Source organism: Myroides odoratimimus, assembly GCF_030326305.1.
GTDB lineage: Bacteria > Bacteroidota > Bacteroidia > Flavobacteriales > Flavobacteriaceae > Flavobacterium > Flavobacterium odoratimimum_A.
In genome coordinates this window covers 50,371-69,963 of record NZ_JACAKB010000001.1, presented here as the reverse complement: position 1 = coordinate 69,963, position 19,593 = coordinate 50,371, and the positions used below count along the sequence as shown (strand labels likewise).

At 35.8% G+C, this 19,593-nt stretch carries 18 protein-coding genes; 7 read left to right on the top strand and 11 right to left on the bottom strand.

The window, feature by feature from the left end; all coding sequences use genetic code 11:
• Window positions 1–53: 53 nt before the first annotated feature.
• Window positions 54–1,442 carry a dipeptidase gene (locus HX049_RS00340; RefSeq protein WP_286413346.1) on the top strand — a complete coding sequence of 463 codons (1,389 nt, stop codon included), beginning with the start codon at window positions 54–56 and terminating at the stop codon, window positions 1,440–1,442.
• A 66-nt stretch (window positions 1,443–1,508) separates the two neighbouring features.
• Here the strand turns inward: HX049_RS00340 and HX049_RS00335 are convergent, their stop codons facing one another.
• A complete protein-coding gene (locus HX049_RS00335; RefSeq protein ID WP_286413345.1) occupies window positions 1,509–2,219 on the bottom strand; it encodes a hypothetical protein in 711 nt (236 codons plus the stop codon).
• A gap of 169 nt (window positions 2,220–2,388) precedes the next feature.
• On the bottom strand, window positions 2,389–3,312 hold the full coding sequence (locus tag HX049_RS00330) for a helix-turn-helix domain-containing protein (RefSeq protein WP_286413344.1): 924 nt from the start codon (window positions 3,310–3,312) through the stop codon (window positions 2,389–2,391).
• Window positions 3,313–3,438: 126 nt separating this feature from the next.
• Here HX049_RS00330 and HX049_RS00325 point away from each other — a divergent pair, with 126 nt between their 5' ends.
• Complete coding sequence (locus tag HX049_RS00325) at window positions 3,439–3,744, top strand: cupin domain-containing protein (RefSeq protein ID WP_286413343.1); 306 nt, start codon at window positions 3,439–3,441, stop codon at window positions 3,742–3,744.
• 44 nt (window positions 3,745–3,788) lie between these two features.
• Here HX049_RS00325 and HX049_RS00320 read toward each other — a convergent pair whose 3' ends face one another.
• On the bottom strand, window positions 3,789–5,039 hold the full coding sequence (locus HX049_RS00320; protein WP_286413342.1) for a glycosyltransferase: 1,251 nt from the start codon (window positions 5,037–5,039) through the stop codon (window positions 3,789–3,791).
• A gap of 199 nt (window positions 5,040–5,238) precedes the next feature.
• On the opposite strand from HX049_RS00320, the gene HX049_RS00315 reads away from it, so the two are divergent.
• Window positions 5,239–5,820, top strand: a complete 582-nt coding sequence (locus tag HX049_RS00315) for a tRNA-(ms[2]io[6]A)-hydroxylase (protein WP_286413341.1) — start codon at window positions 5,239–5,241, stop codon at window positions 5,818–5,820.
• Window positions 5,821–5,873: 53 nt separating this feature from the next.
• On the opposite strand, the gene HX049_RS00310 is transcribed toward HX049_RS00315, so the two are convergent.
• The 4 genes from HX049_RS00310 to HX049_RS00295 all read right to left on the bottom strand — a co-directional run bounded on the left by HX049_RS00310 (window position 5,874) and on the right by HX049_RS00295 (window position 9,409).
• On the bottom strand, window positions 5,874–6,338 hold the full coding sequence (locus HX049_RS00310; RefSeq protein WP_286413340.1) for a hypothetical protein: 465 nt from the start codon (window positions 6,336–6,338) through the stop codon (window positions 5,874–5,876).
• Window positions 6,339–6,381: 43 nt separating this feature from the next.
• Entirely contained in the window at window positions 6,382–7,176 is a 795-nt protein-coding gene (locus HX049_RS00305) for a DUF4261 domain-containing protein (RefSeq protein WP_286413339.1), read from the bottom strand.
• A gap of 222 nt (window positions 7,177–7,398) precedes the next feature.
• Window positions 7,399–8,025, bottom strand: a complete 627-nt coding sequence (locus HX049_RS00300) for a DUF6266 family protein (protein WP_286413338.1) — start codon at window positions 8,023–8,025, stop codon at window positions 7,399–7,401.
• 304 nt (window positions 8,026–8,329) lie between these two features.
• A complete protein-coding gene (locus HX049_RS00295) occupies window positions 8,330–9,409 on the bottom strand; it encodes a hypothetical protein (RefSeq protein WP_286413337.1) in 1,080 nt (359 codons plus the stop codon).
• A gap of 448 nt (window positions 9,410–9,857) precedes the next feature.
• Here HX049_RS00295 and HX049_RS00290 point away from each other — a divergent pair, with 448 nt between their 5' ends.
• Window positions 9,858–11,432: a hypothetical protein gene (locus HX049_RS00290; protein ID WP_286413336.1), complete on the top strand. Its 1,575-nt coding sequence runs from the start codon at window positions 9,858–9,860 to the stop codon at window positions 11,430–11,432.
• 313 nt (window positions 11,433–11,745) lie between these two features.
• Here HX049_RS00290 and HX049_RS00285 read toward each other — a convergent pair whose 3' ends face one another.
• Both HX049_RS00285 and HX049_RS00280 read right to left on the bottom strand, forming a co-directional pair.
• Window positions 11,746–12,720 carry a hypothetical protein gene (locus HX049_RS00285; protein WP_286413335.1) on the bottom strand — a complete coding sequence of 325 codons (975 nt, stop codon included), beginning with the start codon at window positions 12,718–12,720 and terminating at the stop codon, window positions 11,746–11,748.
• A gap of 203 nt (window positions 12,721–12,923) precedes the next feature.
• A complete protein-coding gene (locus HX049_RS00280) occupies window positions 12,924–13,361 on the bottom strand; it encodes a hypothetical protein (RefSeq protein ID WP_286413334.1) in 438 nt (145 codons plus the stop codon).
• A 195-nt stretch (window positions 13,362–13,556) separates the two neighbouring features.
• On the opposite strand from HX049_RS00280, the gene HX049_RS00275 reads away from it, so the two are divergent.
• The 3 genes from HX049_RS00275 (at window position 13,557) to HX049_RS00265 (ending at window position 16,036) form a co-directional block, all read left to right on the top strand.
• Window positions 13,557–13,943 carry a hypothetical protein gene (locus HX049_RS00275; protein WP_286413333.1) on the top strand — a complete coding sequence of 129 codons (387 nt, stop codon included), beginning with the start codon at window positions 13,557–13,559 and terminating at the stop codon, window positions 13,941–13,943.
• Window positions 13,944–14,880: 937 nt separating this feature from the next.
• Window positions 14,881–15,423, top strand: a complete 543-nt coding sequence (locus HX049_RS00270; protein ID WP_286413332.1) for a hypothetical protein — start codon at window positions 14,881–14,883, stop codon at window positions 15,421–15,423.
• Entirely contained in the window at window positions 15,407–16,036 is a 630-nt protein-coding gene (locus tag HX049_RS00265) for a hypothetical protein (RefSeq protein ID WP_286413331.1), read from the top strand. Before HX049_RS00270 ends, HX049_RS00265 begins: the two co-directional genes overlap by 17 nt.
• Window positions 16,037–16,682: 646 nt before the next feature.
• Here HX049_RS00265 and HX049_RS00260 read toward each other — a convergent pair.
• Window positions 16,683–18,101, bottom strand: a complete 1,419-nt coding sequence (locus HX049_RS00260) for an Ig-like domain-containing protein (protein ID WP_286413330.1) — start codon at window positions 18,099–18,101, stop codon at window positions 16,683–16,685.
• A gap of 92 nt (window positions 18,102–18,193) precedes the next feature.
• Window positions 18,194–19,564, bottom strand: a complete 1,371-nt coding sequence (locus tag HX049_RS00255) for a glycine-rich domain-containing protein (protein ID WP_286413329.1) — start codon at window positions 19,562–19,564, stop codon at window positions 18,194–18,196.
• Between the last annotated feature and the right edge of the window lie 29 nt (window positions 19,565–19,593).

The following is a 19,593-nucleotide window of genomic DNA, read 5'->3' as shown; positions in this document are numbered from 1 at the left end:
ATTTTTTTATTCTTAGCTTTGTGAGTAACAAAATCAATGTATCCTTTTATATTATGAAAGATTCAAAACAATTTGTTCAAGAAAACAAGCAACGTCTTTTAGATGAGCTAATTGAACTATTAAAAAAGCCGTCTATCAGTGCTGATAGCGCTTATTCTCAAGATGTAATCAACACTGCTGAAGCAGTAAAAGAAAGTTTAGAAAAAGCAGGATGTGATATAGTAGAATTATGCGAAACACCTGGTTATCCTATCGTTTATGGTGAGAAAATCATCGATCCAACTCTTCCTACGGTATTAGTTTATGGGCACTATGATGTGCAACCTGCTGATCCTATTGAGTTATGGACTTCTCCTCCATTCGAACCTGTAATCAAAACAACAGATCTACACCCAGACGGAGCAATCTTCGCTCGTGGAGCTTGTGACGATAAAGGGCAAATGTATATGCACGTAAAAGCGTTCGAATACATGATTGCTAACGATGCTTTGCCATGTAACGTGAAGTTCATGATCGAAGGAGAAGAAGAAGTAGGTTCTGTAAGTTTAGGATGGTTCGTAAAAAGAAACCAAGAGAAACTTAAGAATGACGTAATCTTAATCTCTGATACAGGAATGATCTCTAACGAGCAACCTTCTATCACGACAGGATTAAGAGGACTGAGCTATGTAGAAGTAGAGGTAACTGGTCCTAACAGAGACTTACACTCAGGACTATACGGAGGAGCTGTAGCGAACCCTATCAATGTATTGACGAAGATGATTGCTTCTCTACACGATGAGAACAACCATATCACAGTACCAGGATTCTATGATAAAGTAGAAGAGTTATCTCGTGAAGAAAGAGACGAAATGGCTAAACGTCCATTCTCTTTAGAAGACTACAAACAAAAACTTGATATTGATGATGTATACGGAGAAGCAGGTTATACGACGAATGAGCGTAACTCTATCCGTCCTACATTAGACGTGAATGGTATTTGGGGAGGTTATACTGGTGAAGGTGCTAAAACAGTTATCGCTAGTAAAGCTTTTGCTAAAATCTCTATGCGTCTTGTACCAAACCAAGACTGGGAAGAAATCACTGAACTATTCAAAAAACACTTCGAAAGCATCGCTCCTGCAGGAGTACGTGTAGAAGTAAAACCTCATCACGGAGGACAAGGATATGTGACTCCTATCGACTCTATCGGATACCAAGCTGCTGCTAAGGCATATACAGATACATTCGGAGTAGCACCTATTCCTGTGCGTTCAGGAGGAAGTATTCCTATCGTAGCGTTATTCGAAGAAGAATTAGGTTCTAAATCAGTAATGATGGGATTCGGATTAGACACTGATGCAATCCACTCTCCTAACGAACACTTCGGAGTATTCAACTACCTAAAAGGTATTGAGACTATTCCATTGTTCTACAAATACTATACTGAAATGATGAAATAATCCATCAAATATATAAGTCTTTTATAAAATAAAACCCCAGCCTTATAAAGCTGGGGTTTCATTTCCTCATTCTTTTGATCCTCCTACAGAACTTGCTGAATGACCATGACCATTATCAATAGTTACAGTAATAGCTCTTGGAGCTTTGGCATTCCCATAACCATGATTTCCTTCTTTAAATACTAATGGAATTGGTTTTTTTAATACAAAATGAAATATTCCGTCTTTATCCTTTGTAACTTCTAAAGCATCAGCATAAAACCCTTCATCCACATATATATATTTTGCATCATTTTTTCCTTCTTTTTGCCCCTCTTCATTTTCAATACCTAAACTAACTTGTAGAGTTGCCAATTTACTTTTTCCAGCAGGTTTATATGCAAATCCTCTGGTAATTGTAAACAAACCTTCTACTGGTTGACTAAGTGATACAATAAGATTTCCTCCTCTTAAATCTCCATACTTTTCTATTCTTTCTTTAGTTATAGCCTTTTTTTCTTCTTTAGATTCATAAGCTACCATATCCTGCATGATAAGATAAGTTTTTCCAAGTTTTGGACTAATGTAAGTTAGAGGGCTATAATTCCAATACTTATAAGTTACATCTTTTTCGTTTACCTTCGTATTCACAGTAAACGAACCATATGTTTTTCTTTTAACTACTTCACCTCCACCATCTGTTCCACCATTACCATTGTTTACATTTCCACTGTCTTCACTACTACAACCAGTAAAAGCAAGTGCAAATAACACAATCATTGCTGTCCATTTTTTCATAATTTGATTTTGATTTAATTTATAAAAAGTAAGGTGAGTTTTCAATTTATCAAAATTACACATTTTTTAAACAAAACAACATAAACAATACAGTGTTTTTAAAATATACACACTACAAAAAAGAGAAGTCTTCTTAATTTTTTTCTTTTTACATCATTCTCAGTTTACATTACATAAATGCACTTGGCGATACACCGAACTTCTTTTTAAACATCGTAGAGAAGTGTGCATAGTTCTTATAGCCAACTGATCTAGCTATCTCTTCTATACTATGGGTTCCCTTAGCGAAAGACGTTAATAAACGATATGCTTCTTTCATGCGTATATCTAATACATACTCGTGAATAGTCATCCCAAAACACTGCTTAAATCCTGCTTGCAACTTCGTACGATTCATTCCTATGCGTATCGCTAGTTCTTCTATGGTATGTTTTAGATGACTTTCTTCCTCTAATATTGTCTTTAGGTCATGCAGCATGCTTACATCTTGAGTGTGTATAGACAGAGCTGCTTTTTGGTCTACATCAGATTGCGCCTGATTTAACTGTAATGCCAGAAGCAACATTACTTTGCCCTCGATAAACAAATCTTTTACCATACCTGTATAAGCACACGTATTGATCTCATAAATGAGTTGTTTCATCTCAGGAGTAATTGTGAAGCTACCTTCTCCTAACACAGCTATTTCACCGAGAGACATCTTTTTTAAGAATTGATAGCTCTCCTTAGACTCCTCTTTCAAGTTGCGGCTTAACCAACTTTCTCCTATTTCGATCTCACAGCTTATAGCACTATCACATACAGGATCATATAGATAACCATCTAGTACAGGCAGATAAAATAAGGTACACTTCCCTACTTCTGTATAGATAGATGACTTATGCTGGTATCGTGCCTTGTACTCCGTATATCCCTTATCTAGCTCATAATGGAGTTGTATATAAGGCTGTTCATTATACACATACGTCTTACTCTCTGTCTGTTGAGTACTCTGATAGAAGTGCAGATCCAAATCTCTTGTACACAATTGTCTATGCAGTTGTACATATCCTTCTCCAGTTCTACAGTCGTCAAATCCTAATCCTACTCTCATACACGATTTTATTATTGCAAAAAACGAACATCTTACTGCAAAAACCAGACGTATACCTCTTTAGCTTTGCTTAGTTGTTTTTACTAATTCTAAATAACAAATATAATACATCTAAAATAGACTCAAATGGATAAAATAAACTTAGCTCAAGAATCCGATTCTTTAAAAGACTTTTGGCAATTAAAGAACTTAGGAAATATCAATGATCACACCATCAATTTAATTAAACTACAAGGAGAATTTGAATGGCATTCTCATGACCATGAAGACAAACTGTTTATGGTAGTAGATGGGATCTTAGAACTTCACTTTAGAGATAAAGTCATTACACTTCACCCTAACGAATGCATTATTGTCCCAAAAGGAGTAGAAAATAAACCTGTGGGAAAAGAAGAAGTTACTCTAATGCTTTTTGAACCTAATAGAAAGTAATAGATAGCGAGTCGTTGTCGCGGGTTTTTATAATCCGTGACACGCTATCTACTCGTTTTCTCTTGTATCCACATCCCAAAGAATTTACTACTCTGTACACTGTGATGTCTTAGTACTTCACATATAAAGTTGGCTCTACGCATCTCTTTTAGATTGCTAAACATGGTATTGACAGCACTATAAAATAAGTCTCCATAATACTCACTATCATAATTAGCCTTGATAAGCTTCACTCCATATTCTTGCTTCTCCTTCCATAAAGATTCCGTTGTATAAAGCTCTACTGCTCTATTGACGAATTCTTCTACATCATCCGTGATAAAACCATTCCATTCATATTCCCCAAGCATAGCCTCTCCGCCTACAGACGAAGACACAGAAGGCGTCCCCACTCTCATAGCGTCAATAAACTTCCCTTTAATCCCTGCTCCAAAGGGTATAGGAGCTAGCATCACTCTAGCGGCACTAATGACCTCTAGAGCATCATCTGCTCTACCGTGTACTAAGAACTTCTCGCGCTCATTGTGTAATTGCATCACTTTAGGAGAAGGATAAGCTCCATAAATATGCATCCTGGTCTGTGGTAGCTTCTTGCGCAACAGCGGCCATATTACCGTCTTTAGCTTAAGCACAGTCTGCCAATTCGGCTCGTGAATAAAGTTCCCTATAAACACAAAGTCCTCTCTCTCCTCATAGCCTTTCCAATTACTGATATCCTCAGATGTGATCTCTTTTTCCATAAAGGGGATAAACAACAACGCATTCGGAAGGATATGGAACTTCTCTACTAATAACTTATATTCATACGCTGAAATAATCAAAGTCAAATCACAACGCAATATACTTGCCAATTCGCGTTTAGTACGTTCACTGTATAAATACTCCTCTATATCCTTACCTCCTTTTTTTTGCATCTCCTGACGAGCAAATCGTAGGAAGTGTAAGTCTTCTGTATCTAATATTGTCATCGCATCAGGACATTGTTCTGTCACACGCCATCCAAACTGCTCCTCTATCATAAAACGGTCATACATCACTACATCAGGCATCAGATCAGCTAACACCTCATCTGTACGGGCATCGTTAAGCCATAGCTCTACCTCAGTCACCCCATAACAAAACAAATCATCACTCACCTCAGACTTCTTAGCTGTACTTCCGAAGTAAATCTGCATCCCCCAATCTTTAAAACATTGCAATAGCTGAAGCATGCGCTTCCCTGCTGCAGATGATTTGGACTCTGGCCATACAGGTCCTATGACTAATACTTTCTTTCCTGATAAATTGTGTTTCATTCTACAAAAATACTTGTTCTTAAATCAATACGACACAAAACTATATGCAATAACATATAATCTCCCCTTAAAACATCATTTTATATGCAATAACGTATAATACAGATAAAAACAACTCCGTTATAACGATAGGATAATCCAATAATACAGTATGTTACTATCTAATAATTGCTATTTTTGCATAAAACGAAAAGGAATTATGCTTGGATTAAAACTATTAACAGACCCTCGATGGGCAGATATCGCTGAGTCTAACTTAGAAGAGATATTAACAGATCACTGCTGGTGTGAACAAAAAGCAGCTACTAATGCCATCACACTGATTACGTATAACTCAGAGCACGAAGATTTAGTGACTGCGATGACGGAGATTGCTATCGAAGAGATGCAACACTTCCAGATGGTACATAACATCATTAAAGAACGTGGATACACACTAGGTAGAGAACGCAAAGATGACTATGTAGGTCAGCTGTACAAGTTCTCTAAGAAAGACGGTAGCCGTAATGAGTGCTTTATTGATAAACTATTATTCGCTGCGATGATAGAAGCGAGAAGTTGTGAACGTTTTAGAACACTATCTCAAAACATTAAAGATAAAGAGCTAGCACAGTTCTATCATGAACTGATGGTATCAGAAGCAAATCACTATACTACATTCTTAAAGTTCGCTAAAAAATACACAGAGAAAGTAGATGTAGACAAGCGTTGGAAAGAATGGCTTGAGTTCGAAGGAGAACTAATCCAGTCTTATGGAAACAAAGAACACATACACGGATAATAGTAAAGAGCTTCAGCTAATAAACTGAGGCTCTTTATCATTTATATAATATCCTAAAAGCCTATTTTTAACTTTGGATATACACTATCATTACCACTAAGGCGTATTTTGATATTCAGATTAAAGCCTTTTATGACGGGTATCTTATCCTCGTTAAAAGAGATACCGTATCCCAATCCTATATCCATCAGATTTAATAATGATATCCCTACTTGTGGCTGTACATGTTTGGTAGAGGCTTTTGCGCCATAGAACAATAACCCATTACTCTTTGTAACATCCAGATATGGCAACCAATACCATTCCTTGTGATAAGGAGTAGCCAATACACCACCTCCTATGAAGAGCCATCTCTCATCAGAACTCAATATATCATACTCCATCCCTAGCTGGATCATGCTATGCGTCCCTTGATTATACCCTACATTAAATATAGGCTTATAATCAGAATTACTGCGCTGCCCCCAGCCTAATACCGTCATAAGGCAAACTCCTAAAACAACACTTAACTTCTTCATAATAGTCCCTTATTATTAACATACTTAAAAATAACGAACCTTATTACAAGCCTAGCTTTAGTGTCTGTCCATCTAAATTTATTCCCTCAGATAAGACAATTTTAATCTTTTGCTCTGCAGTATAACCAAATGTTTCTCCATCATTAAACACAACATTATTTTCAAGAACATAACAACATACATTACACAAAAAACTAAATGCGTCCTCAGTATCCATTTTTGTCTTAATAATCTCGAGTTCTCTAAAACCAAATTCTTCCATACCGTAAGTGTACAGATTAGTACCGTCATCCTTCATTTGTATACCTATATATACCCAGAGTGTTAGTGGAGTATCTCCCTCTTTTAGCATATCATAGTAACTCAAGTATTCTTCTCTAGCTATTAATAATGTCTGTCCTCCTTGATAGACTCCTACTGCATTAGATGTCGCTAGTATACTATACAATATCTTAGACAGTAAAGTATATCGATCGTATGTGCTCTTATCACTTACCATTACACTCACGATTACATGGCCTGTCATCCCCTCTAGATCATCCATCACAGTAGGCCAACTATATGTATATTTAGCAGTAGCTTGTATATCTTCATTAGGTATAGCTGCGGGCATATATGCTATGGCGATCATACTTCCATCCACAGTCAATATAGCTGTATCATCACTATAATCTTCTGCTTCTACAGTCATGTTCCACTCTTCTTTCAGATGCTTAATGATAAGCTCTATACTATATCTGTCGCCATTCTTAAACATTGGCATTGACAAGAGTAACTTACTTTCAGTTTCTCTTTCTTGTATTACATCTTTTTTCTTAAAGAAGTCAAATAGTCCCATACTTACTCAATTAATTACATATCAACAAATATAACTACTAAAAAGTAAAATAGAATATCCCTCTTTACACTAAATATTTCAAAATATACTGACTCAATATATGCTAATGTGATGAAGAATAACCTGAGCATATACAAAACACAAATGCATAAAGTCCTCTATAGTAAAGTTAAAGAGAGCCTGAGTTATCCCCAGGCTCTTCTTCATTCATCCTCACACAGTCTATCCTATTTTTAAGAAAGCACTCGTACTACTATACTTCTTAGTCTCATCTACTATGACTAGCCACACTGAGTTATTCTTAGTCCAGTCTGCAGGAATATTAGCAGAGATAGTACCCTCCTTGCGATTAGCCTGATCCTCTATCACATAGAATTGGTTAGCATCTTGATTATACACCACGAAGATCATCTCATCTTTCTCCTTTGCTAATCCTATCCCTACATCAGATCTCCAATTTACAGTAAGCTTAGCATTCTCTATCTTCACATCACTTACGATAGGCACAGGCAATACCCCTTTAGTGATGACTACCTTAGCATAGTCTATTTCTAACATGCCATCTTTCTCCACTACTGTCTCTAATAACTGATAAGACATCGCTAAGTTAGTTCTAGACTTAGCCCCTTGATACTCTCCGAAGTACTTCCCAGTCAATTTATTCAATGGAGATAAAAACTCTGCTACTAATTTAAACTTCGCACGTTGTTTTAACTGTCCTTCCGTAGCTACTTTACCACTCTTTTTTGGCAAACTTCGAATGATGTTTTTACCTCTCCAGTTTACCCCTACTACAGTACCTACTTTTCCTTGTACTCCTCCTAAAATTCCTTTTTTAATTTCTGCCATGATTCCTAATTTTTTAAAATGGTTATTACTTATAATATCAGATTATTACTCAGTAGCTACTCTATCGCTTAATCTTCTGATACAAATCTATTTCAATTCAAAAACTTTATTTTTAATCATGACTTTTTTGACCACCGATGACCTATTCTAGTCACTTATGGTCGCATATAGTGGGACACTATACACCTGTTCTAACATCAGATCTATATCCTAAACACAGAAAAGCCTTACTAGTATAAAACAGTAAGGCTTTTCTTCCCTTTAAAAAAATGTAAACAATTCTTCTTTTTATAAAATAATTCTCTTAGAATTTACTAACAAATTCAGTAGTGACAAAGGCTCCATTAAACAATAACTTCATTTCTTCATCTCCGAAAGCACTGAAGTTAAACTCACCATGACTCACAACACCATATTTCCCAGCACCTATACCATTATTTGGTATCATTAGTTTTTTAGTACTAAGCTTGACGTTTGTCAACTCCTTATCACGTACTGTGTACAGTTTTGACTCTTCATCAGCCCTCATAACAAAGACTTCTCTTACCACCCACTCATTTGAGTTGCTCAAAGAAACACGCTGACCAAAATCAGTAATTTCATTCTTACTATTTATCTTAATCGTTGGATTTGGAATCCAAATGGTGATATTCAAATTATTAATCGCTTCTCCATTGATATTCCAAGCATTAATCTCTACTGCATTCATCGCCTTACCATCCAGGATATACACTCTATCTCTTACCACAGATCCATAAGTGTACTGAACGATATCAAAAGTCATCTCTTGAATCTCATATTTCTTATCTCCTATCTTGAAGTTATTTGTATTAGCGATCACCTCTACAGTGACGATGTTACTTTCTTTATAGCCATTGCCATTCTTAGTGAAGAAAGTGTGCGTACCCACTTCTGTCGGAACATACTCAGTACCCTCTATCGTTTCTCCACGCTCTACATGATATATTGTAGCAGGCACAACCTTTTTTGCTCCATTCACCACCTCGAACACAATCTTATCCCCTAGCGCTACTCTACTTTCTTTTACAGACAGCATTACGCGCTCTCGCGGTTTAACTGTAATATCAATAGCCTTACTAGAAGTATACCCCACCTTCTTCGCTACTACTTTAAAATCACCTACAGTAGCTAACTCGTATAGCGCATTCACCTGCTTCTCATCTATGAATATAGTAGCATCTTTAATCTCTTCACCATTTTGACTTTCTACTTTTATCGACACCTCATCACCTACATAGTACTCTTTCTGTTCGATCTTCACGATTAACTCACCTAATTTACCATTCTCTACCACAGCATTATCATCACTACTACATGAGGCTAATAAAGATAGTCCTAGAAATAAAAATAAAATTCTCTTCATAACTTTTTTAAATAAATAATTTTAATTACAAATTAACAAAATTCACTTTTTATTAACTAAAACAAATCAAATACACCTCATACTAATCATTTATTTTTTAAACAAACACCCCTAATTGATAGAATTTTAACTAAAAAGAGCACCTCTAGCAGATAATAAATAATAACACTCATCACATATATTGAAACAATTAATTATACTATTCAAATATTCTATACTCTGCTCGTCACTGTCAAGTACTCAAAACCCTCTTTACAAAAAGAACACTACCCACTACTAATCAACTAATTAACAACCAAAAAAACATCGTTAAACCCTATTTTTAATCATTGTACTTATTATAACTACTTTCATTAGAAAATACAGAAGATAATTAGTATATTCATCTAACTATAGAGCCAATAATTACTTACTTTTGCTATAATAAAACATTACTAATTCACCGATTATGAAGTTTATCCCTCTAGCAGAGATAAAGCACTTGTTACCAGATGACTGTTGGTATAAGCATGAGAATCTAGACTTGCCGATCTTATATTACGAAGGGCACCAGCAGTGGGAAGATCCACTAAACCTAGATACCATCTCAGCCCAACATTACACTGATGATCTTATCCCGTTTATTCTTATAAATGGTAACCTTACTGTACCCCAAATTTTCAATGCTAATACAGAGATTTCTACCGGCCTAGTCGTACTAGGAAGCCTGACTACTAATAACATCACAGTAGGAGGACAGGGTATCTATGTCAAAAGAAACCTAAATGTAGCAGAAGTATTCTGGGGAGATTATAATCATGGAGAGCTTATCGTAGGTGGTACTATACGCGCCAGACTGTTTATCAATACGGACTATAATGTAGATGACTATCGCTTCAGTATGAAAGACCGTATAGAGATAGACTTCTTACTGAATCATGATTTAGAAAGAGATGTAGCAGAGCCTACAGTACTATTCCATTTGATTAAACCAGAATTCTTACATACACGAGAAGAACTAGACGATACCATATATTCTTGGGCGAATTGGCTACGTACAGACGCTATCTTACACGCATTGGCACAGAATCAATCCATTCTATTAGAAACGCCTAATCCTGTCTATGCAGATGAGAAGTACCCATTTGCATTTGCGAATAAAGACGTGAACCTAGACAACCTAATGAAGCTAGCAGGGGGTAGCATCTTTAATCAAGACCATATCCCTACTGGTGAAGAGATCATCATAGACTACGCAGAAGAGGATATGTATAAGCGTATCTCATTCACGAATGGCAACTCGTACACTACCTCTGTGTACTTCCAGTACCAAGACTTGTACGCTATGCTAGTCACGATAGAGAAGAAGAAATCATTACTTCCATTCTCTAAAGACTACGCCATACAGACCTTCTATAGATACCCTACAGAGCAGGATCAGACTTGGCAACCGATGGTGAATACCAGTATAGCCGAATCATTGACCATAGAATGGGAGAAGCTATTAGTAGAATACAGTGACATGATCGGTATCTATAATAAGAAACAGAAGATCATCACCGTAGCCAACTTTAACGATATCATGAAGCGCCCTGTCGTACAGCGACTAGGTCAGCGATACTATGAGCAGGAAGACTCTACGATATACTACTGTGGACAGCAGTGGAGATTCAGACTAGAGGACAGAGCTGCAGGACATGCCCCACGTATCACGATACAGAACTACCTCGGCAAAGGCAAAAATGGAGAGAACCAATACGAGTACTTCCACTATGAGCTAGAGCAAGACCCTAGCCCAAAAGGCAAGCCGTACATACAGCTGTATTACCAACGTGAGATCAGCCCTGAGGCAGATGTATTCTTCTTAGAAGTATCTACACGCAGACGTATGCTAAAAGCGATTAACTACTTCGTCTACCTACAGAAGTACATCGAACGCGTATGGATAAAAGAAGAGGTCATCCCCACTGAGGAAGAAATAAAACTACGCGAAGCTAAAGAGAAAGGTAACACCTATCTTAAAAGCATCCTAGGACACCGATAACAAAAAACGAGACCAGTGGTCTCGTTTTTTTTGTTATATCAGTTACAATATAACTTCTTTTATCGTGTAGTAGCCATTGACAAAACCTAATACTTTAACCTACGATATGAAAACATCTAAATTATAGTGATTTGTTTGCTGTAGAGAAAAATCGGAATTTCCGATTTTTCACAATGTATCTATTACCTCACAAGCATCCCTCACCACTAAATAAGATCATAATAAAGAAACTCTCTAGTACAATAAAACCGAACTGCATAGGTATAAATATCATTAGTGATTTAAATATACATCTCCTAGTTATTCTATAATTTTAATGATTATTTACACATGATACTTTGATCACCTCTCCTTCAAGAGTGAATACTTCTGGACATCCAAAACTATAACTCTGTACTCCCCAATAAATAGGTGGTTTATCTTTCATAAAAGTACCTATCCTTATTCGATCATACGCATCAGTATATCTAGTCATATCTGTCCAATCTGGATTGATTTGATTTAAATACTTTGATTCACTGTCTTGAAAAAATCGAGTATGTACAACCTTATCAGTTCCTCTCTCTGTTATTGTTATTAAGTAACCATAACAGCCTCTTTCACCTATTAATTCATAACTATACAAATCATATTGAATATAATGACTTTTAAATGCTTTTTGTATCTTCCAATGCTGACTACCACAATATGAACTTTCATTTGCATAATCTTCCATTACACTTAATGATAATACCAATTTTTCATTCGTTATTTCAGTCCATTCCACTACCTCTACATCTCCTTTTACTTTAAAAGGATTTACCTTCCCTACAGCGATATAAGCATACCCATAATGTGAATATATATTCGTTAATAAGGATTGATCAAAGGCAAGTCCAACATCATATGATAAGTCTCTCCCTTCCGCTATATCATACTCATTTAACATACCTACAGGTCGTAACTTAGACACTGGAATACTATACCCTTCATTATAACAATAGTTGTAATAAAAAATAGAATCGTTACTAGACATTTTAATATCTCTAAACACTTCCTCTGCCATCTTAGGCTCAAGTGTTATATAACTCCGTTCTTGCTCACTCATATTCCTAACATACTCTTGACTAACATAATTTTTCCAAACAAAACTAGAGTATTCAGCTCCACCCTCTCTACTTTTTATTAGCCCTTCTATGGGTAAAAACACTTCCCTTTTTTCTTGAGAAGAATATACCTCAATAAGTTGTCCGCGACTACTAATAGTCATTAACATCAATACTAAATAGATTAAATAACTTCTTTTCATTTTCTTTTATACATTAATTAAATATTGAAGTAGACACAATGTTTTGCGTCTTTACATGACCTGCAGAATGAAATAATAAATGCCATAGGCACACACTCCTAATTCTTAATTTTTAATTCCTAATTAAATATGAGACCTTTCCTAACGTCAAGGTGACATACTGTATGGTAAGAAAAATAATCAAAACCAATTCCCAATTAAAATCAGTTTCCTTTCATCACGTATAGCTTCACGGTGTATTGCATGGGGATTTTCTTACCTTTTATAGAAGCAGGTTCCCAGGCGTTCATGGTTACCTTATCGATTAATTGGATAAGGTGGACTTCCATCTCCTTGTCGAAGTCACTGCGCACTACCTCTATATAAGATGCAGTACCGTCAGGCTCTATCATAAAGTCAAAAATAACCGAGCGATCATAATCCACAGCATTAGTAGGAAATTTCTCCTTAAAGGCTTTGGTCAGGTTGCGAGATAGCTGCTCGATACTGATGCGAGAGCGCACAGGAGTAGCCTCCTTACTATAGCTCTTGGTAGTCTGATCGCGGTTAGGAGGAGTGTTATCCTTCTTCACTTGAGCTGTGATATCAGCAGTAGTCAGTAGTGTCAGTACAGTAGACACTAGTAGTATTTTCTTTTTCATAAACAATTTGTTGCGTGCGATTTAGCACTGTGTTTTTATTTCTTTTTAGCAATACCTAATTAACTGTTATATCGCCTATTTATTATATCACAGTTCAACATTCTCAGTATGTCCTTTTAAATTAATAAGACTAACACATACTACTATCCCTGATATAGTCTATCTTTAGCTTTACATACATAATCAAACACAACTATGAACAAGCTTATCCTACTTATCGCCACACTATTCTGTACGATATCTTATGGGCAGACGGTCAGTGACACGCCTCTATCGGAGATCACGGCTACTTATCTAGAGGTAACCGTAACAGTACCTACCCTATCAAGTAAGCATTATGCCAATATAAACTACGGGCAAAAGGCAAAAAATAAGCAACTCAAAAATGATGATGGTACACCCATGATTTTTAATTCGGATATCGATATCATGAACTATCTAGATGGCAAAGGGTATGAATTGATTCATATCAACACGCTCGTTGTCGATGGAGCTAATCATCTCTACTATCTATTTAGAAAGAAGAAGTCCACTGCGTGTACATGTACTTCATCTACTCCTATGATGCCTACATTGGGATAGCCTAATCTTTCCCATTACTCACCTCCCCTATCTCTAGGTGGAGCGATGCGCTATGCCTATAAATGAACGGATATGGAGATAATGACTCTAAAATCCCTTTTTGACCCAGTATGCCTGACTGAAATTGAAACAACACACTAATAATCAAATCACAACAAGATTTCATTTTTATCTCATTCGGAAACTATTCGGAGAGTAGCAGTGATTGCTTGGTTTAAAAGGTGTTTTACCGAACTATGGTCATTCTCTATCCGAACCATCTCCTTACTTCATCCATAGTTGATCTGAACCATCTACACCTCATCGCACAAAAAAATAGCGATATAGGCTCTCCTCTACATCGCTATAGCCGTCTCTTAGTATCTACTGATCGCCTCTAGCACCTCCTGTTCATCTAGATTTGTATACTCACAGAACTCCGTGTAGCTGACATAAGCTTCCTTAGGTTTGCGGTAGACTGTCTTGATCTTTCGCAGCAGTCTTAGTGACGTCGAATAACTCTTACCCGTGATAAGCATAACATCTTTTGGGTAAATACAAAATCTCGTTGGTTTTCTTCTCATAACATTTTACTTTTTGATGGGGTTTATAATCAGGGCACAAGATAGCATAAGCGGTCAAAAAGAGCAGATGAGTCCACCTCTAGTCCATTTATTGAACCACGTAATCAAACAAGAACAATGTTTCGAAGATTAGAGCACTTACTTCGCTTTCTAACATATTTGAATATCTTCATTTAAGCCATTTAAATCTCTATTTACCTGCTTATTTCATCAAACAAAACAAGGCTTATGACCGATAAAATAAGACATCTAAACTATACTAAACACAAATTACAAACAATCGAAACTTTGTTTATAAAGTGTATTTTTAAATGAAATCTCTTTTTTAAATTTGATACTATTCTAAAGCTATTTATCAACTTAAAAAAGACAATATGAAAAACATCAATTACATCAAGCATCTCAACTTTTGGTTTGAATTACTAAAGGATAATCCTGCTGTAAAACCAACCCATGTCAGCTTATACATCGCCTTATTCCAACAGTGGAACCTCAACCATTTTACAGAAACTTTTATTATCAACCGCCCTGAACTGATGAGCCTGAGCAAGATAGGGAGCAAGACTACCTACAGTAAGTGCCTCCAAGAGATGGTGGACTGGGGATGGATAGTCTATACACCCTCTACGTCTAGCTATAGCAACTCTGTGATGAAGATCATCTATACTCCGGATATCATAGAACGACACAAGAAGATAAAGAAGGCAAAGTCAGACACGTCTAGTCCAAAAAATGGTACAGTGCACCAGTCCACTACTTGTCCCGAAAGTGGGACACTAGAGGAGGTCAGCACTTGTCCCGAAAGTGGGACAAGTCGTGGACTAGTAGTGGGACACATATATAAAACTATAAACAATAAACAAAAACATATAAATATAAATAATTCAACAATTTCAAAATATGATGAAGCCCTATAAAACTAGTTTAGAAGACACATACGATTTGGTTGAGAGCACGAAGCAGTACGATTTTAATACTTGCTTATCTTATATCCTCGAAAGGGGAAAAAAGTTATATGGGGAGGAGTTTATCATTAATCAGTTTCTCAAAGATGCACTGTACAAAGTGCTTATCTATGCCATAGAAGATCACGCTACGCTAGAGAGATTAGATTTATCGCTAGACAAAGGATTGCTCATCATGGGGGCTCCTAATAGTGGCAAGACTGCTGTGATGCAGCTGGTCAAACCTTTTTTCTCTAGAAAAAAACAGTATGATATCAAGACGTGTCGCTCACTCTCGCATGACTTTATGCAGAGAGGCTTCGAGACGACTACGCGATACGAAAACATCAATGCAAAACCCTTCTGCCTAGATAACCTAGGCAAAGAACAAGTGGCTAAACACTATGGGTATGCCTGTGAGGTAGTTACGAATATCATTGAGAGTCACTATGAGCAACGCTTTGATCAGACGTATCCTCGCATACATATCACTACCTCACTCTCCCCTACAGAGATAGAGGATAGATATGGACAGCACTTTCGCAAGATGCTACAACAGCTCTTTAATGTTATCGTGATAAAGTAATGAGAAATAGGTATTAGAGAAAGGGAATGGATGTTGGGGAACAGGGAATGAGAGGAAAAAACAATACATTATGCCTACTACAATGTATTGATACCTTCTTTCTTTATCCATACAGGTTGTCATCATGACGACAGTATTACTCCTTTTTGGAATTAGAAAGATAATAGTCTTAAGCCTGCATTTGTATTCTTTAAGAAATAAAAAAGCCAAAAGGATCTATCCTTTTGGCTTTTTAAATGTTCATCTAATTAATCTTATCACTTACACTTACTATATAAACATTAGATAACATACTTACGATAATCAAACGAGTCTAAACTAATAGTACCCCAATCTCTCATACAATGAAAGATTCTTTTTCATAGCAATAATAATTTTCAAAATGCTAATATATACATATTTTAAAATATAATTTAACATTTTAAATAAAAATAAATATGTTTTTTTAACAATAAATACTAACCCATTCTATACAAGGTGTTTACACTCTTAGATATACTTAATGAATATACATTATCAGCTGTATGTGATACAGCCCTACGATGGGGTTGAATGGACGTGGTATGCTTACTGTGGTAGTAATTTCTCTAAAAAAAGAAAACGTGATATACTGAGTATATCACGCTCTTATCTATTGTTACTACATTTATTTTTTCAGTACTAATGTTTCTTTCTTACTCTCTTTATAATCCTTAAACTTCAAGTCATATTCTATATAAGGATCATGTACTCCTTCTAGTTTAAAGCCATACTTTCTAGAAGAACTATATCGAGTATCTACTATTTTGTTATTCTCAAATATTACTTTACCATCTTTACTAAATACACGTACTCGTGTAATCTGAAACCAATTAGGATTATCATTAACAAAACCAGGAATAATACTATTCTCTTTAATCTCTAGTGTAGCATGACCATGCGCTGCTCCATCAACATAGTTTAATCCACTTACTGTAGTAGAAACTGTTATTTTATCAAAAGGAGCCATAACATTCAGCTCTGTGCTAGCATTAATATTTGGATCTTTTTTACTAGAGGCTGTGATAGTCACAGTTCCTTTTTTATTAACAAAGGTAGTAACTATACCTTTCTCATCTACTGTAGCGATAGAAGGATTACTAGAAGTAAACACTATCATACCTGGCTCATATCTTGGAGGATCAACTAATAGTTCTAATTCCATTTTATCACCAAAAACAACATCTGCTTTTTTAGGTAATATAATAATCTGCATAATATCTGACCCTATAACTTCTACATAAATAGTTTGCTCTTTTCCATTAGGAGACTTTACATTTATAAAAACACTTCCTAATGCTACTGGCTCTGCTAGTCCAGTTGGACTAACCTTAACAATCTTCTCATTAGAACTACTCCATATTAATCCAGTAAGCTCTGCGTCTTGAGGATAGGCAGCTGCTTTTAGTTGTTCTTTTTTATTTAATATTAATACTCCTTCTAACCCAACAATATGCAACTCGCTTATCTCAGCTGGTTTAACAACAACCTTAATAGTAGCTTTGACTTGTTTATTAGTTGCAGCCGCTGTAATGTTCACTTCCCCTTTAGCAAAACCTGTTACTACTCCATCTTTTATTTTAGCAAAGTCATTATTATCCAATGTCCAAGTCAACTCATCTTTTGCCACATTCTCTAAGGTTAATAATTCGTTTAGATCAATAGTATTTCCTCTGTGAACTTCTACTTTCTCTTGCTTGAAAACGACCTTAACATCTGCGACTATCAGCTTTAGGGTGGCTTTCTTATCACTATTCTTTACAAATGCGGTAAGTGTAGTCTCTCCTTTAGCTGTTGCTTTAATCGTAGTACCTGATAAGTTGACAATCTTATCATTATATCCAGTCCATTGAATAGTCTTAGTATCTACATTCTCTAATATTAATTCATCTAATAAATTAAAACTTTCGTTGACTAAAAGTTGTTTTTCTTTTGTCTTAAATTCTATTTTACTTGGCTTAGTTGGTGTACCTCCGTTATCATCACTAGAAGAGCAATTAAACAGAAATAAAGAACAAGCTACAAATAGTATACTCTTTAATTTCATAATAATAGTGGTGTTTATATTAACTGTAAATTAACATAAAAAACTCAAGACTAAAAAAACATTTTTTAGACATTCATTTAATAAACCACACATTAATCTCCTCCGCCTCCGCAACCTCCACAGCTACTACCACATGAGCTACTAGAGTCTGTGCTACAACTATTAATACCAGAGTTAGACATATTACTATACTTACTATTCGATAATATAACTGTGGTAGTTAGAGCTGCTCCTAGAGCTGCTATACCTCCCTCTACATAAGACCACTGCCAGTTGTTCTCTTTTGCTTTCTTAGGGATAATTCTTGACTGATAATAGGCTAAAACTCCTTTTTCGATTAAGCTAGATGATACTGCACTTACAGTAGCGATGGTAGTGATAATCATCACTATAGTCAGTATAGCAATAAGAGACACAGGCTTATCTCTACTAATACCAATAACTATACGCATAAATGCTAAAAAAGACATTCCGCCTAATGTAACAAGTAGTTGAATAATCAACTGATTAATCTTATTTGAGTTACGGATATAACTAAATAGGGCCTCTATAACAGTCTTGTTATTCATAAAGACGGGTTTAGTCTTCAGCATATTCACTAGATCCTCATAATCTCTTATATCAGTCTCTTCTATACCTTTTAGTACAGCAGCCTGTTCACGGTTTTTCACAATGCTACTCTGTATCAACCTAATTCTACCATTAGGCTCTAGCTTTAAATTCTTCTGCTCTATCAATTCGTGAAATGTTCCTATCACACCTTCACTAACTCCTCTATTCTTTAGATACATCACTTCATACGGATGTAGATTAAAGATAAATGACTCGTAACTACTATCTGTAATAATCTCTTGAATCTTGGCCTTACTATAACGAACCATAAATATATATAACCCAATAAAGAAGATTACACAGAATGGTAAGAATACTTCACTACTAATCTCTCGATAAATAGCTCGCAATGGATAAAATAAAATAATAGAGAGTGCTATAACAAGTACTACTGATATCCCCAATAGTCTATTATTACTTAGTTTAGATTTCTTTAATCGAAGGCTGTCATACATCGTGCGATACTCCCATATCTCTTTAGGTTGTTCTCCGAATGTTTTAGTATAGAGGGTGGTAGTCTGTTCTTTTGCTTCTTTGAATTTGTCTATCTCAGTACGGTTATGTGTAGAAGGGATATGCTGTATATCCTTACCTAACAATTTACAGAAGCGATTATAGCTCTGTGTGAAGATAAGGTGCTGATGCCATACGATATCGACAATATCTGATGGTGAGACCATCTGATCAGAAGTGGCAGCGAGATACATAAACTTCTTGTATTCTAATATAGCTGATTCTGTAAAATGCTTAGTCCATAAGTTCTCTTTCGCTAAGCGTAATACGAACCCGTACTCATCTGTCCATTTATCTAGTTGGAACGCTTCTATCTTTGCCCAAAGTTCTTTATTCATTCTCATCTCGAGTTTAGGTACTATAGAGT